Raw genomic sequence first — 20,704 nt, 5'->3', positions numbered from 1 at the left:
TCCTAAAATGTATATGGAGTTTAAAGGCGAGCATAAATTGTATGCGCCGCAACAACAAGGTTACGGCGCAATAAAGAGATTAGATCTCTTCGAAAGGCTTTTCAGCAGCTTGTTTATTCAGCTTTTGTTGTAAAAACTCAGGTGATTGTGTATTTTTCGATAGAGCATAATACGCAGCAGGTACAACAAAAAGAGTCAGCAGGGTAGATACAATAACCCCTGTAAACACAACTACACCAATTACCATACGGCTTTCGGCGCCGGGGCCTGAAGCAAAAACCAAAGGAACAGAGCTCATAACGGTTGTAAGTGAGGTCATTATTATTGGGCGAAGGCGCTGGGTAGCTGCCTGTAGTATTGCTTCACTAAACTCAACGCCTTTATCGCGTAATTGGTTAGTAAATTCCACAATCAAAATACCATTTTTAGCACTTAAGCCTATGAGCATAACAATACCTATTTGGCTGTAAATATTTAAGGTCAGTCCTGTAGCCCAAAGCCCAAACATAGCGCCCATTAAACCAAGCGGTACGGTAAGCATAATGACAAATGGGTGCATAAAGCTTTCAAACTGCGCAGCAAGTACTAAAAAGGTAACGGTGAGTGCAAGTATAAATACGTAGGTCATCGCTGATGCGCCTTCGTAATAAAGCTGCGACTCGCCTTTGTAATCTACTGCGCCATCTATATCGTTTTCTTGCGCGGCTACCTCGTTTAAAAAGTTAAGCGCTTGTTCAAGGGTATAACCGTCGGCTAAGTTGGCGCTTAGTGTAATTGCGCGCATACGGTTGTAACGGTTTAAGCGCGACGCGGTTGCTTCTTCTTTTAAGCTGATAAGGCTATCAAGTGGAACTAGTTCACCGCTTCGTGATTTAAGGTATATATTTGAAATATCAGTAGGATTGGTAAAATCTTCTTTTGTTCCTTTTAAAATCACATCGTATTCTTCACCGCGGTCAATAAAGGTCGTAACACGGCGCTGGCCAAGCATTGTTTCTAGTGTACGGCCTACATCAGATACCGAAACGCCTAAATCGGCAGCTTTGTTTTTATCTATGCTGACTAAAAACTGCGGGAAGGTTTCTTTATAATCATGATCGATTCTTACTAAACCTGGGTTTTGTTCAGCACGCTTAATTATACGGTCACGCCAATCGGCTAGTTGAGCGTAATCATTACCTTGCAGTACAAACTCAATTGGGCGAGATGAGCCACCACCACCAATACCACGGCGCATAATGGCAAATGCACGAACATCGGTAACTTCTTGCATTTTACCGCTTATTTCATCCATTACTTCCCACGTTGAGCGTTTGCGTTTATCCCAATCGGCCATACCCACAATCGCAACACCGCCGCTGCCACCCCAGCCAGGCACTCGGACAAGTACACGACTTAGCTCACCGGCTTGCGAGTAAGGCATTAAGCGCTCTTCAATTTTAGCCATATTAGCGGCGTTATTTTCGTAACTTGCGCCTTCTGGGCCGCTCATCATAATAAAGAACGTACCACGATCTTCTTTTGGCGTTAGCTCAGAGGGAACTTGTAAAAACAACGAGTAACTAACAAAGCCAGCTAATAATAAGCTCACCATTAAACCCCATTTACGGGTTATGTTGGTGGAGAGTGAATTACGGTAACTTACTTCAATTTTAGTAAACTGGCGGTCCATCCATTGGCTAAATTTATTTGGTTTGTCTGATACTTTAAGTACTTTAGAGCACAAGGCTGGTGCGAGAGTTAGTGCTGTAACACTTGAGAAAAATACGGCAGCACTTACCGCCATAGCAAACTCAGTAAATAATGCACCTATACGGCCATCCATAAATACTAATGGCACAAACACCGATATTAGTACAAGCGTGGTTGCTACTATAGCAAAACCTACTTCACGCGCGCCTCTAAATGCAGCTAGTAACGGCGGCTCACCCAGTTCAATACGACGGTGAATATTTTCAAGCATTACAATGGCATCATCTACTACTAAACCAATGGCCAGTACTAAGGCAAGTAAAGTTAGTAAGTTAATTGAGTAGCCCATTGCCAACAAAAACATAAAGCTACCAACAAGTGCGACCGGTACGGTGACCGCAGGGATAAGCGTTGCTCGTATATTGCCTAAAAACAAAAATATAACGAGTACGACTAAACCCATAGAGATGGCAAGTGTGCTGTAAACTTCATTAATAGACTCTTTAATAAATACAGACGAATCGTAGCTGTCTTGAATTGTAGTGCCTTCAGGTAGGTTGCGTTTGATTTTTTCAAGTTCGCTGCGTGCGTTATCTACTACGGTTAGTGTGTTTGCTTTAGCTTGTTTTACAATACCTAAGCCAATCATATTACGCCCGTTACCACGAAATAAGCTTTCGTCATCGGCAGCTTCTAAACGTACATCGGCAACTTCACCTAAACGTACTAAGTAACCTTCATCACCACGCTTAATTACCAGGTTTTTAAAATCGCGCTGATCTTTATAACTACGGGCAGTACGCACGGTAAAGTCACGATCTATAGATTCTATTTCGCCAGCCGGTAACTCAACGTTTTCTGTACGCAGTGTATTTTCAATATCGCTTGAGGTAATACCCCGTGCGGCCATTGCTTGGCGGTTAAGCCAAATTTTCATGGCGTATTGGCGCTCACCACCAATACGTACGTTAGATACACCATCTACTACGGCTAAGCGGTCAACAATAAAACGCTGCGCGTAATCAGAGAGCTGTAACGAGTCCATTGTTTCGCTGTTTAATACAAACCAGGCGATTGGGCTTTCATCACTATTTGATTTAGATACTTCTGGCGGGCGTACCTGATCCGGCAAACTATCAAGTGCACGTGCTACACGTTCGCGTACATCGTTAGATGCTGCATCTATGTCGCGGTTAATATCAAACTCAATGGTAATGTTTGAACGTCCATTACGACTCGATGAGTTAATACTTTTAATACCTTCAATACCTGAAATTCGATTTTCTATTATTTGCGTTATTTTGGTTTCTATAATTTCGGCAGAAGCACCTGTGTATTCAGTGCTGATATTTACAATCGGCGTTTCAATATCCGGGTATTCACGAAGTGGCAGCATAGTAAACGCAACCAGTCCAAAAGTAAGAAGCAGTAAATTAATTACAATGGCAAAAACGGGGCGCTTGACGCTAGTATCTGTAATTTTCACGTATTACCCCTTTACGCTTACTTTACTTCCAGAGCGAATTTTTATTAGCCCCTCAGTAACAATTTGCTCGCCATCAGTTAGGCCCTCATCGATAGCAACCCAGCCATTATTTCTGCTAGCAACATGCACTTCAATTTTATTAGCTATCCCATCTTGAATTTGAAAAACAAAGTGTTTGTCTTGCAAAGGTATAACCGCTTTTTCTGGCACCATTAAAGCTTGGTTGCTGCTTAGCTCAAGTGCTGTATTTAGTAACATACCAGGGCGAAGTAATCCTGATTTATTGGCAAAACTTGCTGTTACTTCAACACTGCGAGTAACCGAATCAATACGCGAGCTAATATGCGTTACCTTGCCGTTAAATGTCTGTCCTGGGTAGGCATCGTTTTGCGTAAGCACTTTCATGCCCATATTTAATTGTGCTAAATATTTTTCAGGTACTTTAAAGTCAACTTTAATAATACTAATATCATCAAGTGTTGTGATTATTGTTGTATTACTTACGTAAGCACCTATTGATATTTCACGCTTACCTAACAGGCCTGAAAAGGGCGCACTAATAGTCATTTCGTTTAATTTAGTTTTAGCGCTTTCTAGTTGGGCCTCTGTTGCATCAACACGAGATAACTGCTCTTCAAGTAACGACTTTGCCGTTGATTGCGAGCGTGAAAGTTCGGTTAGGCGATCTAACTGGCGTTGTTCTTCACGTAAGTTAATGCCAAGCTCTTTAACGGCAAGCTGTTCTTGTTGGCTCTGTAACTGTACTAACTTTTGTCCTTTACTGACTAAGTCGCCGTCTTTAAAATATATATCTGTGACATAATCGTTTTGCGCACTTTTTATATAGATTGCTTGGTTTGCACGCGCGCTACCGATCGCTTCTATCATCACTGCGTTTTCCTGAGAAGTAACAGTATGAGCTGTTACTTGAGTAGACATTTGTGATAAATCGGCCTGTTCGCCGTGGCTAGCGGGTAGATATAAATAAACGCTAAATATTAGAAGTAACGTAATAATAAATGGAAAAAGTGCTTTACCTGATTGTCTTGAGTACATTGATTTCATACCTGAAAATGAATTGTAAGTATTGTACGAAATAAGACCGGGAAAAGACGGTTATGTGTCTCATAAATTTGTGCGTTAAGCGTAAAAGTAAATAAGATTTATTCATTGTTCCTATTTTGTTGAGGAAAAAGCGGTAATGTATGAAATTTAAAACCACCTGTAACTTATGTATAACAACAAGAAAGGTCATAATTTGGGCTGTTATTATGTTTGTTTTTTATATGGTGTTTTACCAATATGGATAAACCTAACAATGTCATTAAGTTTCGGGCACAAGGTGCGCGAAACGCAATTGAAGTGCTTGTTGCAGGTGCAATTGGTTTAGTTTTTATTATGTTGTTTAATTTACTGAGGCCGGGTGAGATTAGCATACTTGAAATATTTTTAGTGAGCTTGTGTATTGCCGCTATTTTTATTGGATATTTAAAAACTCAAGAACCATATCATAGCCTTATATTAAATGAGTCTGAGCTCGTTTATTGCCATAAATACGGAGCTTGGTGTATGCCTCATAGTAACTTTCATCACAGTGGTATACCCAAAGTAGAAGATGGCTTTGATTACTTAGAATTAAATGCGGTTGGTATAAAGGTAAACGACATAGATGACTTTTTAACAAGCATAGCGCCTCGAATTGCAGGGAAATTATTAATAGAGCAGCGTAATTTGTTTATGCAAGTTGTTCAAAAACATTGCAAAAATGGCAATTGCCCATCAGAATGGCTAATAGAAGATACACATTACACATCCCATAAAGGGATAAGCTATACTGGTCTTATAGCTATGTTTGCTAACAGGACTAAGCACCTTCAACTGTTAATCGGTTACGATTTATTATTACCAGCCAGTGTGTTAGATAGAGATATCTGGGCATTTAGTGCTAACTTAAATAAGTGGAAGCGCGAGCCTAGTCAGTTTATAGCGTCGCAAATTAATAATTAAGCTGCGACTGTAGGAAAGAAAAATGAGTCAAGAGAGAGCCTTTTTAAAAAGTGGTCGAAACACCATAATACATAAAGATAAAAAGCATGATTTAGTGATTGTAAACTCTGAAATTCATCCTAAAATTAAAGTGACTCAACATGGCTTAGAGCCATTTAAAGAAGAGTTACCTAAAAACCGCCGTGATGCAAAAGATCGCTATTTAGAAATAGTCTATGTTGGAAGCCCTGATGTATTTGGCGAAGAAAAACAATTACTATTTATTCAAGCTTTAGATGGGCGTGAATACAAAGTAGATTACAGTAAAATCGGTACGAAGTTGTTTGTACGCATTCATCAAGATACATATATGTAGTACTTTAATGGCATCTTTATTGCTAGTAATTACACTATAGTAATTATTTGACATAATAAGGTGCTGCGTATGAAAGCGTTTGCTTTAATCCCCCTCATTTCTTGCGGTTTGCTGAGTGCGTGTGGAGGAGGTGGCGGTGATAGCGATAATACAGTTGTAGAAACATCTGTTAATGCTGGAACCGATTTACAAATTATCGAAAAAACTGAATTTACCATCACAGCACAAGGTTCCCCCGCTGATGGTACGTTTTCATGGCAACAAGTTAGCGGCCCAAGCTTAGAAGGTTTTCCGCTTGAAGGCGCTGAGCAAACATTGACAGCCCCTGACGTAAAAACTGATAGTGAAATAATCTTAAGAGTGAGCTATCAAAGCACGGGTAGTAGCGCTGTTAGTGACGACATTTCTATTTCAGTGAGCTCTAATAATCAACTCCCTCTTGCTGTTGTTACCCAAACATCTCCTGAAACACTTCCTTCTGTATACAAAGATACAGTGACTTTGAGCGCCCTTGAGTCGAGCGATCCTGATGATAATGGCCAAATTGATAGTTATTTGTGGCAACTGCTATCAGGTCCTGACTTAGATATTGCTAGCTTTAATGAGTCAACTCTTAGCTTTTCTCATCCTTTACTAGAAAGTAACGTAAATTTGTCTTGGCAGCTAACAGTCACTGATGATGAAGGCGGTGAGGCGAGTACTCAATATTCAATGACGCTTAATAAAACAAATGAACTAGTGGATGCAAATGCAGGCGCTGATCAAAATGTCGAAGAGTTTGAAGAAGTAACGCTTGATGCAACGAATAGCGAAACTGTCACCGATACCTATCAGTGTAAGTGGCAACAACTTACCGGTAATAGCGAAACATTAAGTAATAGCGACCAATGTACAACGACATTTTTTGCCTCTGATGTAGATACTGAATCCACGTTGAGCTTTGAAGTAACGGTAACCGACTCAAAAGGACGCACCGATACAGATTCTTTATTTGTTGATGTATCACCAAAAGCGCTTGGGCTTATAAACGATAGTGGTGTTGGTGAGTGCTATAACAACACCCAACGCATTAACTGTGAAAGCGATGACTTTCCAGCGCAAGATGCTGAACTTGGACGCGATAGCTATGCAAACCGCTTAGATAAGGTTGGTAAAGGTAATTTAGCGTTTGATTACACTAAACTTAATCAGTTTGCGGATGAAGTTGGTGATAATAGTAGTGACTTTACCTGTATACGCGATAATGTTACTGGACTTGTATGGGAAGTAAAAAGTGAATCCTCAGGAGTATTGCCAAATACAAGCTTGCGTGAGGGGCAAAATCATTACTTTTGGGATTTAGGCAACACTACTTTTACCGATACCAGTACAGCCAATTCAACTTGTCCGGATGATACCAGTTGCGGCGTGCAAAGCTATATAAACGAAGTGAATAACTTAGATTTTTGTGGTGGTACAAATTGGCGGTTACCTACTTATACAGAGCTTTTAGGTTTAATTGATTATGGTAAGCAAGGGCAAAGCATATTAATTGATGAGGTGTTTTTCCCCAATATGCCAAGTGAAAGTGCATTAAGCCACTTACGTTATTGGACTTCACAAACCGCAGCCGATGGTACAAGTTTATCGCAAGCGTACATTATTGATATGAGTGATGGTAACGATCTTGCTTATCCAAAAGAAAATACCGCGTATGTTCGTTTAGTTAGAAGCCGTTAGGAGAAAATAATGAGATTTAAATTACTCTATGCACTAGCAACTATAAGCTTGAGCTTTAATATTGCAGCGGCGCAAACGTGCTACGACGGTGCAGATACCACAACGCCGACAGATAGATTTACTATAAATACAGATGGCACAGTGTCTGATACCGAAACAGGTCTTATGTGGCAACGCTGTAGTTATGGGCAAATTTATAATACAGATACAAAACTTTGCGAAGGCTCTACACCTTCTCTTACTTGGCAAGAGGCACTACGCGGTGCTAAAAATGATACAACCGCAGATTACGATGATTGGCAAATGCCTAACATTAAAGAGTTGGCGAGTATTTTAGAGCACAGTTGCACCGAGCCGAGCATTAATGAAGAGGTGTTTTTTGGTACTAAGCTTCAAAACTATTGGTCAAATACATCGGGTGTGAGCACGATGAGCTCTGCATGGGTTTATCAATTTGATAGTGGGTTGAATAGCTTGCATGCCAAAACTAGTAATGTGTATTTACGGTTAGTTCGCTACGAAGAGTAAATTACATATTAAGATTAGACAGATGAAAGTGCAGCCTTAAAACCGCTGCATTTTTTTGTTTTACATAAATTTACGTTATTTCAATAATAAAGCGCTTACAACGTTGTCACTTAGTGCGTTTTTTTGCCATTATAGGCCGTGATTTAATTACGAAGGAACATCACGGTGTATTTAAGCTATTTTGGCCTGAATGAAAAACCTTTTTCAATTTCGCCCAACCCTCATTACTTATTTTTAAGTGAACGACATAAAGAAGCCTTAGCACACCTTACCTACGGATTAGGTGAAGACGGTGGTTTTGTATTATTAACAGGCGAAGTGGGTACTGGTAAAACTACAATTACCCGCAGTATGTTAGAGCAGTTACCTGAAAACACGCAAGTAGCGATGATCCATAACCCAGCACTATCAGAGCTGGAGTTATTGGCTAGTATTTGTGATGAGCTCAACATTAGTTACGATGCTAATAATGCGACGCTTAAAAGTCTTACCGATATTATAAAAAAGCACTTAGAGACCAATAATAAATCGGGTGGGCACACCATACTTATAATTGATGAAGCGCAGTTACTTGCCCCTAATGTGCTTGAACAATTACGCTTGCTGACAAATATAGAAACCGATCATAAAAAATTATTACAAATAGTATTGGTTGGTCAACCTGAGCTACAAGAGCTTTTAAAGCGCAATGAATTAAGGCAACTCGCCCAGAGAATAACAGCTCGTTACCATTTATTACCACTTACGCAAGGCCAAACAGTTGCTTACATAAAGCATCGGTTACATGTTGCAGGATGTGATAAAGGAATTTTTTCGATGGATGCCATGCAAGCTGTTCATCAATTAACTGGTGGTGTGCCACGATTAATGAACTTGGTATGTGAGCGAGCTTTGGTAGGCACTTTTGCAAAGCAGCAGTTGATAGTTGATAGCGATATAATAAAAAAATCAGCACATGAGTCATTACCCATGGATTTTGTAGCGCCAGTTAATGAGGCCAACAAAGCAACGTCATTTGTACCATATAGCCTTGCATTCGTTGCTTTATTTGCCGTAGGCATTGGGCTTTCATTTATTTTATAGTTAGGTAAGTTATGTCTTATTTATTAGATGCGCTAAAGCAGTCGCAGCAATCAGATATGAGTGCTGAGCAATACGACTTACAATCAGAGCAGTTAAAGCAACAGCAAGCACTAAAGCGTTATAGACGATTAGCGTTAGTATTTGGTACAAGCTTAGCTGCTTTTATTGCTGTAGCTGGTGGGTTTACTACTGGTAAGTGGTTTCAAGGTACTACTTTATTAAACACATCGGAACCCGCTGTAATTAAGGTGGTTGAAAGCGAAAAATCGTCACCTAAAGAACAAGTTAAAGAAGTAGATGCCGCAGTTGAAAAGCAGCAAATAGCTAAGTTAGAACCCGCTAAAATAGCTCCAAATAATACTGCAACGATTGAAGGGCAACTTGTACATGTGCAAACACCTAATGGTGTACAGCAAATGTTATTAACGCCTAATGGGCAATATATTCCTATGCCATCGAGTCCGGTCACGAGCGCAATGGGTTATAATCAGCAGAACGTGCAACAAGTAATGCCAGTTCAAAATTATAATCAGCCAGTATTTAATCCACAAAATAATTACAATCCAAATAATACACAGAACGCTTCGGTATTTGGGCAAAGTCAAAATACAGCATCAGCTCAACTAGATATGAGTAAATATAAAGTACTAGGTAAGCCAATTAATGGTAACAACCAATCTCAACAGATGAGCGATCCTGAGCTTGATGAGGTGCCTACAACACTTAAAAATGCGTTTGCGCAAGCTATACAAGACGTCGAAAAAAATCAGGATTATGAAGTTACCCATGCATCAAAAACGTCATCACGTGTTGAGCCTGTAGAATTACTACCAGATGATTTGCAATCAATGTTGCCTAGTATTAAATATCAAGCGCATATTTATTCATCGAGTGCTGACAAACGTTGGATCAAGCTAAATGGCCGAGAGTTACATGAAGGAGAGAGCATAGGCGCTTTAACTGTAAGAGAGATTACACCTGAGCAAAGTGTACTTGATTTTGATGGTTATGAGTTTAGCTTAAAGGCTTTGCAAGACTGGCCGCAGTAAACGTTTAGCTATTATATTGAGAGCTCGGTAGAATGTTGAGCTCTCAATATTGCTTAGGGTAATATTGAGTTTTTATAAAAGCGTTCTAAATCAATATTATATTCTTTAGGTTTCACCGCTGATTCAAGGGTGTCTAAGGTTTTTTTATTAGATAAATCGATATCTTTTATCTCTGTATAGCGACTATGTTTGGCGCTGTAAAATGTTTTAACGATAGGCTTTAGTGGTGTACTGGGGTTACTCTCGGTCACTAAACCCACTTTTTGACTCGATAATCTAACGAGCGTTCCTACCGGATGAATACCAATACATTGAATAAACTTATTAAGCAGCACGGGATCGAAGCTATCTGGGCATCCGTCTTTTAGTATTTTAAAGGCTTTTATTGGCTCCATGCCTGCTTTGTAAACACGTTCTGCGGTAAGTGCATCATACACATCTACAATTGATGCCATACGTACGTACTGACTTATTTCGTCGCCCTTTTTACCAAACGGGTAGCCTTTACCATCAAGCCTTTCATGATGCATACCTGCAATATCAACCGCGATACCCGTTAAGCCAGACTCTTCTAATATTTCTTTACTGAAAAGCGAGTGCATTTTCATTATTTTAAATTCATCATCGGTAAAGCGGCCCGGCTTATTGAGTATTTCATCAGGGATTTTTATCTTACCAATGTCGTGTAAAAGTGCGCCGGTAGTCAGTTCAACAATAATGTTTTTTTCTATACCTAAATGTTTAGCGAAAATCCCCATTAATATCGATACATTAATAGAGTGCTCAAGTAGGTAAGCATCTTTTTGGCGCATTTGGGTAAGGCAGGCTAGGGCATCTTGGTTTCTAAAAACAGAGTCCATAAAGCCACTTGCCAGCTCTTTGAATGGTGCAATATCTATATCGCGGCCTGCTTTAATATCTTTAAATGCTTTTATTTGCAGTGTTTTAGCTTCGTCATACAGTTTTTTTGCCTTTCCCATTTCTTGTTCGGCACTGTGTGTTTTTTGCCAAGGGTCACGCTTTATTTTTGTTGCAGGTACAGCAATAGGAGCTTTTTCAGGGACTGATTCAATGAGGGTTTTATCAGGGTCGATTTCTACTTCTAAAATACCTGCTTTTATTAGGTTATTAATACCAGCCTGAGTTTTAACCCAGCCTTGATTTTTAATTTTAATACTGCCAGTTTGTCTAGTAACGCTTTGCACAAACATACCAGGCAGTAACTGACCAACAGGAATTATTTTCAAATTTATTACTTCTATTATTAATCTTTCATTAAGCTAACAAATATATACGTTACTACCTAATAAAAAAGGCACTTTTCAGTGCCTTTTTTATTTTTTAGTTAAAAAGCATTAGCTTAATTATTCATCATCTTCAACAAGCGTCATTAGTGATGTGTTACCACCTGATGCTGTTGTATCAATACTGATTGTTTTTTCAGTAATAAGACGTTTGATTAATGTATCGTAATACTCAGAGCTAATTACTGGTAAAATAGCACCTTTACGCTGTGCAAGCTGTTGGCTAAAGTAGCCCAAGCGAGACGAGCGAGCAGCAACTACCGCACCGGCTAAATGAGGGTGCGCCAAAATAGCTTGTAACTGGTTAGGTTTAGCTACTTGGAAAACACCTTCTGCAACACCTGTAGAGATAAATTTATCTTTAAAGGCAACTGCTTCATCATAAAACAGCTCAGACGCTACAGTAATTACCGTATTACCTGCGGCAATAGCAGTGATGATAGACAATGCCCAGAAGTTAAATGATGTGCTCTTATCTGCATAACACACTACACAACCACGTGCTTCTAGATGAAGTGTATTAGACTCACCCGTTGGCCCAGGCAGGGTAGTAAACTTACGCATGTGCTTTTCAAGGCGGTTAAGCTGTGCACGTGCTTCTGATAATGTTAATGCTAAGTCGTCTGCTAAATCGTCGATAATTTCTACCGTCGCGATTTTAGCAAGCAACTGACGTACAGCCGAAACACGGTCGTTTAGTGGTGTTGCACGCCAGATTTTTTCATCGCGCATTGAGTTAGCCATTAGCTTTTTAACTTGTTCATTCGCACCGCTGTAGTGGTGTAAATCAAGTTCGTCAGGCGTTAGGTTAGTCATTTGTACGTTATCTGGTGATGCTTTTTCTTTTACTAAACGTTGTAGGTAGTTAGGGCCACCGGCTTTAGGGCCAGTACCTGATAAACCACGGCCACCAAACGGTTGCACACCAACAATGGCACCAATCATGTTTCGGTTAATGTAAACATTACCCGCACGTGACATTTTAGCAAGGTACTCACAGCGCTCTTCAATACGTGAGTGAACACCCATTGTCAGACCATAGCCCGTGTTATTTATTTGATCCATCACATCATCAAGTTCATTCGATTTAAAGCGAACAATATGAACACATGGGCCAAATACTTCACGTTTAAGTACTGATAAGTCTTTAATTTCGTATAAACGAGGAGCAAAAAAGTATGCGCCATTTTGAGTATTATCAGGAATTTTACATTCGTAATGAAGTATAGAATTACCTTTTAAGTACTCAACGTGTTCATTTAAGTTTTTAAGTGCTTTTTCATCAATTACAGGGCCAACATCAGTTGATAGTAACGATGGATCGCCAATGTGTAACTCAGCTAGAGCGCCTTTAAGCATTTCGATAATGCCATCAGCTACGTCATCTTGAATGAATAAAACACGAAGAGCAGAACAACGTTGGCCAGCACTTTGAAAACCAGAACTGATCACATCGTCAACTACTTGCTCAGGAAGCGCCGTTGAGTCAACAATCATACAGTTTTGGCCACCTGTTTCTGCAATTAACGGTACTTGAATATCGTTACGTGCAGCAAGTGTTTGAGAAATTAATGTGCCTGTTTCAGTAGAACCTGTAAACATAACCGCTTGAATGCGCTCATCAGGAACAATTGTTTTACCTACTTCAGAGCCGCGAGCGATAACCGGTTGAACAACGTGCTCAGGTAAACCAACAGATAGCATTAGTTCAATGGCACGAAGGGCGATTAAACTTGTTTGCTCAGCAGGCTTAGCAATTACAGTGTTACCTGTAACAATCGCAGCAGCAACTTGACCTAAAAATATAGCAAGCGGGAAGTTCCACGGGCTAATACATAAAATAACGCCACGGGCTTCAAAACGCTCATCTTTAGATAACTCTTCAGCGCGCGCTGCGTAGTAACGACAAAAATCAACCGCTTCACGCACTTCATCAATACCATCTTGCGCTACTTTACCTGCTTCTTTAATACAGATAGCGACTAGTTCATCATGATGACGCTCTAAAATGTCAGCAACGCGACGCAGTAAATTAGCGCGCTCTTTTACTGGTGTTTGTGACCATGATTCAAGTGCGGCTTCAGCGTTGGCCAGTAATACTTTCATCTCTTCGCCAGTTTGTAACTTAACGTGGCCGATGATTTCTTTGTGGTTCGCTGGGTTTTTAACAGCCAATGAGCCCTCTGGTACTTGGCTTTGCTCAATTAGGTGCTCGTTAAACCATGTTTCAAGATTCTCTTTGAAAGGGGTAATAACGTTAATATCGGTTAAATCCATGCCTTTAGAGTTAGCACGTTCTTCACCGTATAAATCAATTGGCATTTTGATTTGCGTATTGTACTTGTTACGCAAGCCTTGCAATGTTTCCACAGGGTCTGGTAGTAATGATTCAACAGGTTTTGTTGTATCTACAATCGCGTTTACAAATGATGAGTTAGCGCCATTTTCTAATAAACGACGAACAAGGTAAGCAAGTAGGTCTTCGTGTTGACCAACAGGGGCATATACACGGCACTGGATTTTTTCCTCGTTTACGATTTGGTCGAATAATGATTCACCCATACCGTGCAAACGTTGAAATTCAAAACCGGTGTTGTCGCCTTTCGCTACTTCTAAAATAGTCGCGGCAGTGTAAGCGTTGTGCGTTGCAAATTGTGGATAAAGTACGTCGCGCGCTTCAAGCATTTTAATTGCACATGCTTTGTAAGAAACATCGGTTGTTGCTTTACGAGTAAATACAGGGAAATGCTCTAAACCATCTTGTTGTGTGGTTTTGATTTCAGTATCCCAGTACGCGCCCTTAACTAAACGTACCATCATTTTACGACCAACACGGGTTGCAAGGTCTGTTAGCCATTCAATTACAAAAATAGCGCGTTTTTGATACGCTTGAACCGCTAAGCCAAATCCTTGCCAATCACCAAGATCTTCATCACTAAATACTGCTTCAATGACATCTAATGAAATATCTAAACGGTCAGCTTCTTCAGCATCAACGGTAAAGCCGATATCGTATTTCTTAGCAGCAAGCGCAAGCTCTTTTAACTTTGGTACAATTTCTTCCATCACACGGTCTTTATGAGTGAACTCATAGCGCGGATGAATAGCAGAAAGCTTAACTGAAATACCAGGGCTCTTAATTGGACCACGACCATTTGCCGCTTTACCAATCGAGTGTATAGCATTCATGTAGCTGTCAAAGTAACGCTTCGCATCTTTCATTGTGCGCGCGCCTTCGCCTAGCATATCGTAAGAATATACATAACCTTTTTGCTCTGTATCGGCAGCACGTTCAATTGCTTCGTCAATGGTACGACCCATAACGAATTGCTTACCCATAATTTTCATAGCAAAATTTACAGACTTACGAATAACTGGCTCACCTAAACGACCAATGGTCTTTTTAAGCATGCCGAACTGTTGTTCTTTCGTTTTGTCTGTGTAGTTAACCATTTTACCGGTAACTAATAACCCCCAAGAAGACGCGTTTACGAATAAAGAATCGCTGCTGCCTAAATGAGAGCTCCAATCACCTTTCGCTAACTTGTCACGAATCAGTACATCTTGAGTTGCTTTGTCTGGTACGCGAAGCAGCGCTTCGGCCAAACACATTAATACAACGCCTTCTTCACTAGAGAGTGAAAATTCATTTAAAAGCGCATCAACACCGCCTTGCCCATCTTGCTCTTTACGAATGTTTAAAACAATCTGGCGGGCTCTTTCCCAGGCACGACTTCGTGCTTTTACGCCTACTTCTGCAAGCGGTAAAATATGATCAATAACCGCATTTTCATCTATGCGGTAGAAGTCACGGATTCTTTGTCTAATAGGACAAATCGTTGTTAAATCGCCGTTGAATAACATAAGCAACCCTCAGGAGTGTTAAGAATTAAAGTAAAATTAATTACCAATAAATTACCAGTGATATTGTGAGTGCATTCTAATTAAATTTCAGCAGAATATGCTGGTTAAATTTCGCGTTTTACGATAATTTACAGGGCATAAATTTAACTTATCCGCATAAAATTCTGTTATGACAATTCCAAATAGATTACGCATGCTAGATCGTATTGATTTAGCCATACTAGACGTTCTACAAAAGAACGGCAGAATTTCAAATGTTAACCTCGCAAAACAGGTTAATTTGAGTGCAAGCCCGTGTCTTGATCGTGTAAAACGATTAGAGCAAGAAGGCTATATCGAAGGCTACTACGCTAAGCTTAGCGAAGCAAAGCTTAATCAAAGCTTAGTAGCACATGTTCAAGTGTCGCTTGTTGCTTCAAATACAGCAGTATTTAAGGTATTTAGAGAGCATATACTAAGAATACAACAAGTCGTTGAATGTGACATGGTGGCAGGCGGCTATGATTATTTATTAAAAATCCGTGTTTCTAATATGGAAGAGTACAGACAAGTGCTAGGTGACTTAGTCGATATACCTGGTGTGGGCACTCATCATACTTATATGGTGATCGAAAAAATTAAAAAAGACGAAGGGTTGTTAATCGACATTTAGGCGTCCCTTAAATAATAAAAACCGCCAAGTGCGGTTTTTATTTCAGTACATAAAGATTCTATCAATATAGGTCGTACATTACCTTATACATAATTTATTACGACCTTCCGACTTCGCTCTGTATAACGCCGTATCAGCCGCGCATATTAATGCTTCAGATGTTCTGTACTGATTATCGTATTCACACGCAATGCCTTGGCTTACACTAATTTTTACATTTGGTGGCAGCCCAATATCTCTAAAATTAATGTTGAGTATTTTTTCTTGAATACGTTTTGCGATCATTTCTGCATTTGAGATATGTGAGCGGGGTAATACAACAGCAAACTCTTCACCACCATAGCGAGCTACTAAGCTATCCTTGGAGGGTAGGCATGCTTCAATAGTTTGCGCTACCTTTTGTAAGCATTTATCACCTTTAACATGACCAAAACTATCATTAAACAGTTTGAAAAAATCAATATCGATTAAAATAAAACTCAAAGGTTGTTTGTTTACGATGCACTCTTGCCAATTTTTAATAATCGTTTTCTCTAGGGTGCAGCGATTAGCGACGCCAGTGAGGTGATCTATTTTGGCTATGTTCTCGAGTACTTTATACTTTTTAACATGCTTTGAAATGTCATGCATAATACAAATAAATAAAGGTGTATTGTTTGTGGTTGATGCAGGCATACAAGAAATTGAAAGTTCTATATCTAAACAGTTGCCGTTATTTTTTATTATTTTAACTTCTTTGGGACCATGATTGAGTGGTGTTTGATAATTATTTTTCCAACTTTCAAACATGTAAGCATAGTCATCGCGATATTGCTCTTGTAAGCAATCATGCCATTTTCTACCTATTAATAAATCTGACGTCACGTTAAAAAAACGTGCTGCGACGGGGTTTACTGATTCAAACACGCCATCTGCATTAACAATAAAAATAGCATCGGCCATGACATTCGTGACATTAATAATAGCGCTTATTTTTTCATTGTTAACGGTGTTAGAAATGCTGCTCATTAATGCAGATACAGCATTGTCGGCGTTGTTTGCTCTGCTATTTTCATTATTGTTAGACATGGTGTTGCTCATTTTTATTGTTAATGAAACTTTATGTCTAGTAGTTTATTTAATTTATATTTTTAAACCTTTCGGTAACCTTCTTTTTTAATTGTTTGATTTTACTTGTTTTTATTGAAGTGTGTCAGTGTTTAACTAAAAGGTAGTTAGTTTATAAATAAATTGCGTAGGAATAAATCAGCCCCATGCAATTTAAAATCAATAATTAATCGTTGTTGATTAATTTTTTTTTATTTATAACTTGTGGGTCAGGGCTTGAATAAGGTTTATCATTACATTCAACGTTAAATATTAAACACGCAGTGCCTGAGTTTTTTGCTGTATCGGTGATAGTGATTGCTTGGTGGTTATCACTAAGTGCATAACTGAAGTCTTGGGCACATGTTCCTATTTTATCAGTAACTGTAGCTCCTGTGAAAAAAAAGCCTAGCCCAACTGCAGCAGGAGTTAAAGTGTAAGTACCTGCAGTTTCGGTTCTTACTGTACCGCCGCCATCAACGGCTTTGCCATTTTCTGTGTAGCTAAAAATAGCCTCTTTTTTATCGTTAAACTCAATATGCACTTGAATGTCGACTTTGTTTATAGTGGTCGTCATGTAATTTCCTTTGTGTTTAGTTTTATAGTTTAAAGTCAGTAATGCCTAGTTTTAACAGGCTTGCTGTTATTGTTGGTATTTCGTTTGCTCGGTTTAAGCAGGTATATGCTTGTACCTGCGGGTACTTTACGTGAATACTTTGGTTTATTTTTACTGTTTTAGTAATAGCTTTAAGCACATTTAAGCAAAATTGCTCTCGTTGTTCGCTGGTCGCAGCTAATTTAGCTTTGAGTAGGTTTATATTTATGGGGGCTAAGTTATCTCTATTTTTCATTTTATTGGTTATGTACCGTTTATATTCGCCATCATTCTCAAGGGTCGTTAATAACTCTTGCGCTTTAAGGGGGAAGTTTCTGTCAATAAAATAGTGAATTAGACTAATTTGTGTATTGATAGAATTGATACTATTAAGACCTTGTGATTTTAAGAAGCTAATAATTTTTTCTGTCCTTGAATCAATCTTTTTGTCATAAGACAACATTATCAATTGCGCTAATGAGCGATAATACATATGTTGAAATTCATTATTTTCCGGATCTTGCTTTAAAGCCTCATTTATAATTTCATTCGCAAAGCGAGCTTTTAAATAGGCCATTTTTTTATCAGGTAAATAACTTAGTAAATAACTTTGTTGCATATGTATATTTGCTGACATATAAAAAAGACTGGCGTCATCAGGGTAGTGATTAGTCATTTTTTTCACCACAGAAACTGCATTTTCCAGCATATTCATTGCGACATTAAAGTTACCTAAGTTACCTTCAGTTTTTGCAAGCCAACTGATTGTATCTGCTTTATCACGTAATAAATTTTTACTATTCGGTTTTAGTTCAATGGCCCTATTCTTAAGTATAAGTGACTCTGTAAAGCTTTTTTTCGCGGCTATATAGTCAAATTTCTCTGTGTATAAAGAACCCAATGAGTTATGTGAATACGACAACTCCATAATGGAATTAAAATCATTCGGTGCTAACGAATACATGGTTTTGCTATATGAATGGTACTTTTTAAATAATGGCTCAGTGGCGGCGTAATCACTTTTATCGTAACTAAGCTGCCCTAACCAAAAGGCATTGGCACCCGCAAGCGTGAGTAGCTCTAAATTATCGGGCTGGATTTTTAATAATGCCTCAAGGCGGGTGCGGGCGTTTTCAAAGGCGGTGAAGGCCTCAATGGTTTTACCGCGCGAATAGGCCACTTCCCCCATTGCCTCAAGAGTTTGTGCGTACTGAAAACGGTTGTTAAATTGTGCTTTATCATCGCTAAAGCTAAAAAGTGAACCTGATTCGTCAGTTTGATTAGTAAAATACTCAAGTGCTTTATTACTAATACCATCAAGTAAATCCATACGCTTTACGCTACGTAATTTATCGGCAAAATCACCGACCATAAAACCAAGCAGGCTCTCTGCCTCAAGCTGCTTTTTTTGTGCGTTTTGCTGGGCCTTAAAACTAGTAAAGCTCATTAATAACGCGGTAAATGTAAGCAAACACAATAAAGCAACGGTCACTCGTTTTACTCTTATTTTTGCTTTTGTTTTTTTTACAGAGCTTTTGATAAGAGCGTGCTCGTTATCATCTAATTTAAACAGTTTGTCGCTAAGTAATAGCTGCGCTTCTTGTAGAGGTTTACCTGGCGCTAGGAGGTAAGCACTACTTTTACCTTCATCTACCCAATTTTGCGCTTGATGCTGTAAGCGACTTTTTATTGCTAAGGCATCTTTATGATCATTAATCCATTGTTTTGCTCGCGGCCATTGACGTAATAATGCCTCGTGAGCAAGGCTAAAACAGGCTTCTTGATTTTGTAAATGCGATACAAATAAACGGCTATCGACCATGGCTTGCACAAGCTCTTTTTGGCTTGTGTTCGTTAATGTTTGCCAGCGGGCAGCGCGGCTCGTAATGGTTTTACCATCTGGATTTAAAGTGATCAGTTGTGATAACACGCTTTTTAGTTGCTGTTGTTGCTCGTTGCTGAGGTCAATAAATATATCTTCTGCTTTTTTGCCTATGGCTCCCTCAATACCCCCGAGTTTTGTGTAAACACTGTGCAGTAGCTCGTTACTATCACTGCGTTGTAAATACAGTTCTTGCAGTGTGTATTGCAGCATGGGCAGTGCGTCGGGGTTATTAGCTGTATCGGCGCACAGAATTTCATCCAGTGGCGTTTGGGTTTGCGGGTCGAGTGAAAATGTTAAATTAGCGGTTAACGCTGGCAGGCGAATAATTTGTTGTAGTTCGTGCCTGTTTGGTGGTGTTAAATCGTAATGCGCACCATGAGCTTTACCTGCCATTAGGCTGGGTTGTTCAACCACTAAAGGATAAAAGTCGTTACGACATGCACTAAATAGAATCACTGTTTTAGAGGTTGCTAAGCGCTCAATAACCGATAAAAAATGGCTGCGTGTTTCGCTACTAAATAAAGGAGAAGAAAGCAGTACTTCTAAGCGGTCAATAAATAAAAATAACTGCGGTGTTTTAAGTTGTGTAGAGGTTTTGCTTAGTGCAGCTTGTATGGCGTTAATTACGTCATCTATTGCCAACTCTAGTTGTTCTGCAAGTGTTTGCGCGCTTAATCCTTCAAACACAGGTAGGTTGTTTATATCCCAATCAAGCAGTGCGGAAGCTAAATCTAGAAAAAGCCTATTTTGATGGACGTCTGCAAAGTCGAGCTGAGCGTAGGAAACCACCCCAATGCCATTATAACCTCGCTCATCAAGTAATTTAGGCAATATACCCGCATTAACAAGTGATGACTTACCCGTGCCACTTGGACCGAGTATTAAGCAAAAAGCACGACCAAATTTAACTTGGCTCGATATTCTATTGAGTAACGTTTCTATAGATTGATTGCGGCCAAAAAATAGGTGTGTATCGCTTGGGTTGTAGGCGCTTAATCCTAAAAAAGGTGAGCCACCTTGCCATGTGTTTTCAGTTGTTTTTATGTCTTCAGCTAGAGGAAACTCAAGTTTTGCAATAACGCGGTAACCACGCTTTCGAATAGTTTCTATGTAGGTGGGTTCACTTGCTTTATCACCGAGGGCTTTTCGTAACTGGGTAATTGTTTTATGCAGCGGGTTATCGCCTACCTCAACATTTTTCCAGCATTGATCTAATAGCTCGTCACTAGTAACAATTTCGCCTTTTTGGAAGCAAAGATGAACTAACACATCCATGGCTTTTGGTTCTAACTGTTTAGTTTTTTCTGCACGCTGAAGAGTATTTGACTGGGGATTGACTTGCCAATCACCTAAATAAAAAGGGCTGCGATTCATAATTGCTCATTATTGTTATTATGTA

At 39.3% G+C, this 20,704-nt stretch carries 14 protein-coding genes; 7 read left to right on the top strand and 7 right to left on the bottom strand.

Annotated features, from left to right (window positions below):
- Window positions 1-79: 79 nt before the first annotated feature.
- Both I6F66_RS01230 and I6F66_RS01225 read right to left on the bottom strand, forming a co-directional pair.
- Window positions 80-3,178: an efflux RND transporter permease subunit gene (locus I6F66_RS01230; protein WP_010553194.1), complete on the bottom strand. Its 3,099-nt coding sequence runs from the start codon at window positions 3,176-3,178 to the stop codon at window positions 80-82.
- 3 nt (window positions 3,179-3,181) lie between these two features.
- Window positions 3,182-4,234: an efflux RND transporter periplasmic adaptor subunit gene (locus I6F66_RS01225; protein WP_024590017.1), complete on the bottom strand. Its 1,053-nt coding sequence runs from the start codon at window positions 4,232-4,234 to the stop codon at window positions 3,182-3,184.
- A gap of 246 nt (window positions 4,235-4,480) precedes the next feature.
- On the opposite strand from I6F66_RS01225, the gene I6F66_RS01220 reads away from it, so the two are divergent.
- From I6F66_RS01220 to I6F66_RS01195, 6 genes are all read left to right on the top strand, one after another.
- The gene (locus tag I6F66_RS01220) at window positions 4,481-5,185 is read left to right on the top strand and encodes a DUF2982 domain-containing protein (RefSeq protein ID WP_165740792.1); all 705 of its coding nucleotides are present in this window, start codon (window positions 4,481-4,483) and stop codon (window positions 5,183-5,185) included.
- A gap of 22 nt (window positions 5,186-5,207) precedes the next feature.
- Window positions 5,208-5,540 carry a hypothetical protein gene (locus I6F66_RS01215; RefSeq protein WP_007581673.1) on the top strand — a complete coding sequence of 111 codons (333 nt, stop codon included), beginning with the start codon at window positions 5,208-5,210 and terminating at the stop codon, window positions 5,538-5,540.
- 69 nt (window positions 5,541-5,609) lie between these two features.
- Complete coding sequence (locus I6F66_RS01210) at window positions 5,610-7,259, top strand: DUF1566 domain-containing protein (protein WP_197118678.1); 1,650 nt, start codon at window positions 5,610-5,612, stop codon at window positions 7,257-7,259.
- 9 nt (window positions 7,260-7,268) lie between these two features.
- Complete coding sequence (locus I6F66_RS01205; RefSeq protein ID WP_121954209.1) at window positions 7,269-7,787, top strand: DUF1566 domain-containing protein; 519 nt, start codon at window positions 7,269-7,271, stop codon at window positions 7,785-7,787.
- 165 nt (window positions 7,788-7,952) lie between these two features.
- Window positions 7,953-8,870, top strand: coding sequence for an ExeA family protein (locus tag I6F66_RS01200; protein ID WP_024592309.1), 918 nt, complete (start codon window positions 7,953-7,955; stop codon window positions 8,868-8,870).
- An 11-nt stretch (window positions 8,871-8,881) separates the two neighbouring features.
- Entirely contained in the window at window positions 8,882-9,919 is a 1,038-nt protein-coding gene (locus tag I6F66_RS01195; protein ID WP_197208511.1) for a general secretion pathway protein GspB, read from the top strand.
- Window positions 9,920-9,972: 53 nt separating this feature from the next.
- Here I6F66_RS01195 and I6F66_RS01190 read toward each other — a convergent pair whose 3' ends face one another.
- Both I6F66_RS01190 and putA read right to left on the bottom strand, forming a co-directional pair.
- Window positions 9,973-11,166, bottom strand: coding sequence for an HD-GYP domain-containing protein (locus tag I6F66_RS01190; protein WP_007581678.1), 1,194 nt, complete (start codon window positions 11,164-11,166; stop codon window positions 9,973-9,975).
- A 117-nt stretch (window positions 11,167-11,283) separates the two neighbouring features.
- Complete coding sequence (gene putA, locus I6F66_RS01185; RefSeq protein WP_010553201.1) at window positions 11,284-15,087, bottom strand: bifunctional proline dehydrogenase/L-glutamate gamma-semialdehyde dehydrogenase PutA; 3,804 nt, start codon at window positions 15,085-15,087, stop codon at window positions 11,284-11,286.
- Between the two features lie 169 nt (window positions 15,088-15,256).
- Between putA and I6F66_RS01180 the strand changes: the two genes are divergently transcribed.
- Window positions 15,257-15,739: a winged helix-turn-helix transcriptional regulator gene (locus I6F66_RS01180; protein ID WP_024590009.1), complete on the top strand. Its 483-nt coding sequence runs from the start codon at window positions 15,257-15,259 to the stop codon at window positions 15,737-15,739.
- 78 nt (window positions 15,740-15,817) lie between these two features.
- Here I6F66_RS01180 and I6F66_RS01175 read toward each other — a convergent pair whose 3' ends face one another.
- The 3 genes from I6F66_RS01175 to I6F66_RS01165 all read right to left on the bottom strand — a co-directional run bounded on the left by I6F66_RS01175 (window position 15,818) and on the right by I6F66_RS01165 (window position 20,679).
- Window positions 15,818-16,807 carry a sensor domain-containing diguanylate cyclase gene (locus I6F66_RS01175; RefSeq protein WP_165740718.1) on the bottom strand — a complete coding sequence of 330 codons (990 nt, stop codon included), beginning with the start codon at window positions 16,805-16,807 and terminating at the stop codon, window positions 15,818-15,820.
- Between the two features lie 205 nt (window positions 16,808-17,012).
- A complete protein-coding gene (locus I6F66_RS01170; protein WP_166377285.1) occupies window positions 17,013-17,402 on the bottom strand; it encodes a DP-EP family protein in 390 nt (129 codons plus the stop codon).
- A gap of 22 nt (window positions 17,403-17,424) precedes the next feature.
- A complete protein-coding gene (locus I6F66_RS01165; protein WP_197208509.1) occupies window positions 17,425-20,679 on the bottom strand; it encodes a winged helix-turn-helix domain-containing protein in 3,255 nt (1,084 codons plus the stop codon).
- Window positions 20,680-20,704: the final 25 nt, after the last annotated feature.

The sequence above is a fragment of the Pseudoalteromonas sp. NZS100_1 genome, assembly GCF_015864285.1.
Classification (GTDB): Bacteria; Pseudomonadota; Gammaproteobacteria; order Enterobacterales; family Alteromonadaceae; genus Pseudoalteromonas; species Pseudoalteromonas arctica.
The sequence above is the reverse complement of the archived record's forward strand: the minus strand, read 5'-3'. Positions and strand labels throughout refer to the sequence as shown.

Coding starts and splice junctions, on each gene's coding strand:
- putA (WP_010553201.1), bottom strand. CDS start 15,087: ATGTTATTCAACGGCGATTTAACAACGATTTGTCCTATTAGACAAAGA.
- I6F66_RS01225 (WP_024590017.1), bottom strand. CDS start 4,234: ATGTACTCAAGACAATCAGGTAAAGCACTTTTTCCATTTATTATTACG.
- I6F66_RS01165 (WP_197208509.1), bottom strand. CDS start 20,679: ATGAATCGCAGCCCTTTTTATTTAGGTGATTGGCAAGTCAATCCCCAG.
- I6F66_RS01175 (WP_165740718.1), bottom strand. CDS start 16,807: ATGTCTAACAATAATGAAAATAGCAGAGCAAACAACGCCGACAATGCT.
- I6F66_RS01220 (WP_165740792.1), top strand. CDS start 4,481: ATGGATAAACCTAACAATGTCATTAAGTTTCGGGCACAAGGTGCGCGA.
- I6F66_RS01215 (WP_007581673.1), top strand. CDS start 5,208: ATGAGTCAAGAGAGAGCCTTTTTAAAAAGTGGTCGAAACACCATAATA.
- I6F66_RS01170 (WP_166377285.1), bottom strand. CDS start 17,402: ATGACGACCACTATAAACAAAGTCGACATTCAAGTGCATATTGAGTTT.
- I6F66_RS01205 (WP_121954209.1), top strand. CDS start 7,269: ATGAGATTTAAATTACTCTATGCACTAGCAACTATAAGCTTGAGCTTT.
- I6F66_RS01180 (WP_024590009.1), top strand. CDS start 15,257: ATGACAATTCCAAATAGATTACGCATGCTAGATCGTATTGATTTAGCC.
- I6F66_RS01195 (WP_197208511.1), top strand. CDS start 8,882: ATGTCTTATTTATTAGATGCGCTAAAGCAGTCGCAGCAATCAGATATG.
- I6F66_RS01210 (WP_197118678.1), top strand. CDS start 5,610: ATGAAAGCGTTTGCTTTAATCCCCCTCATTTCTTGCGGTTTGCTGAGT.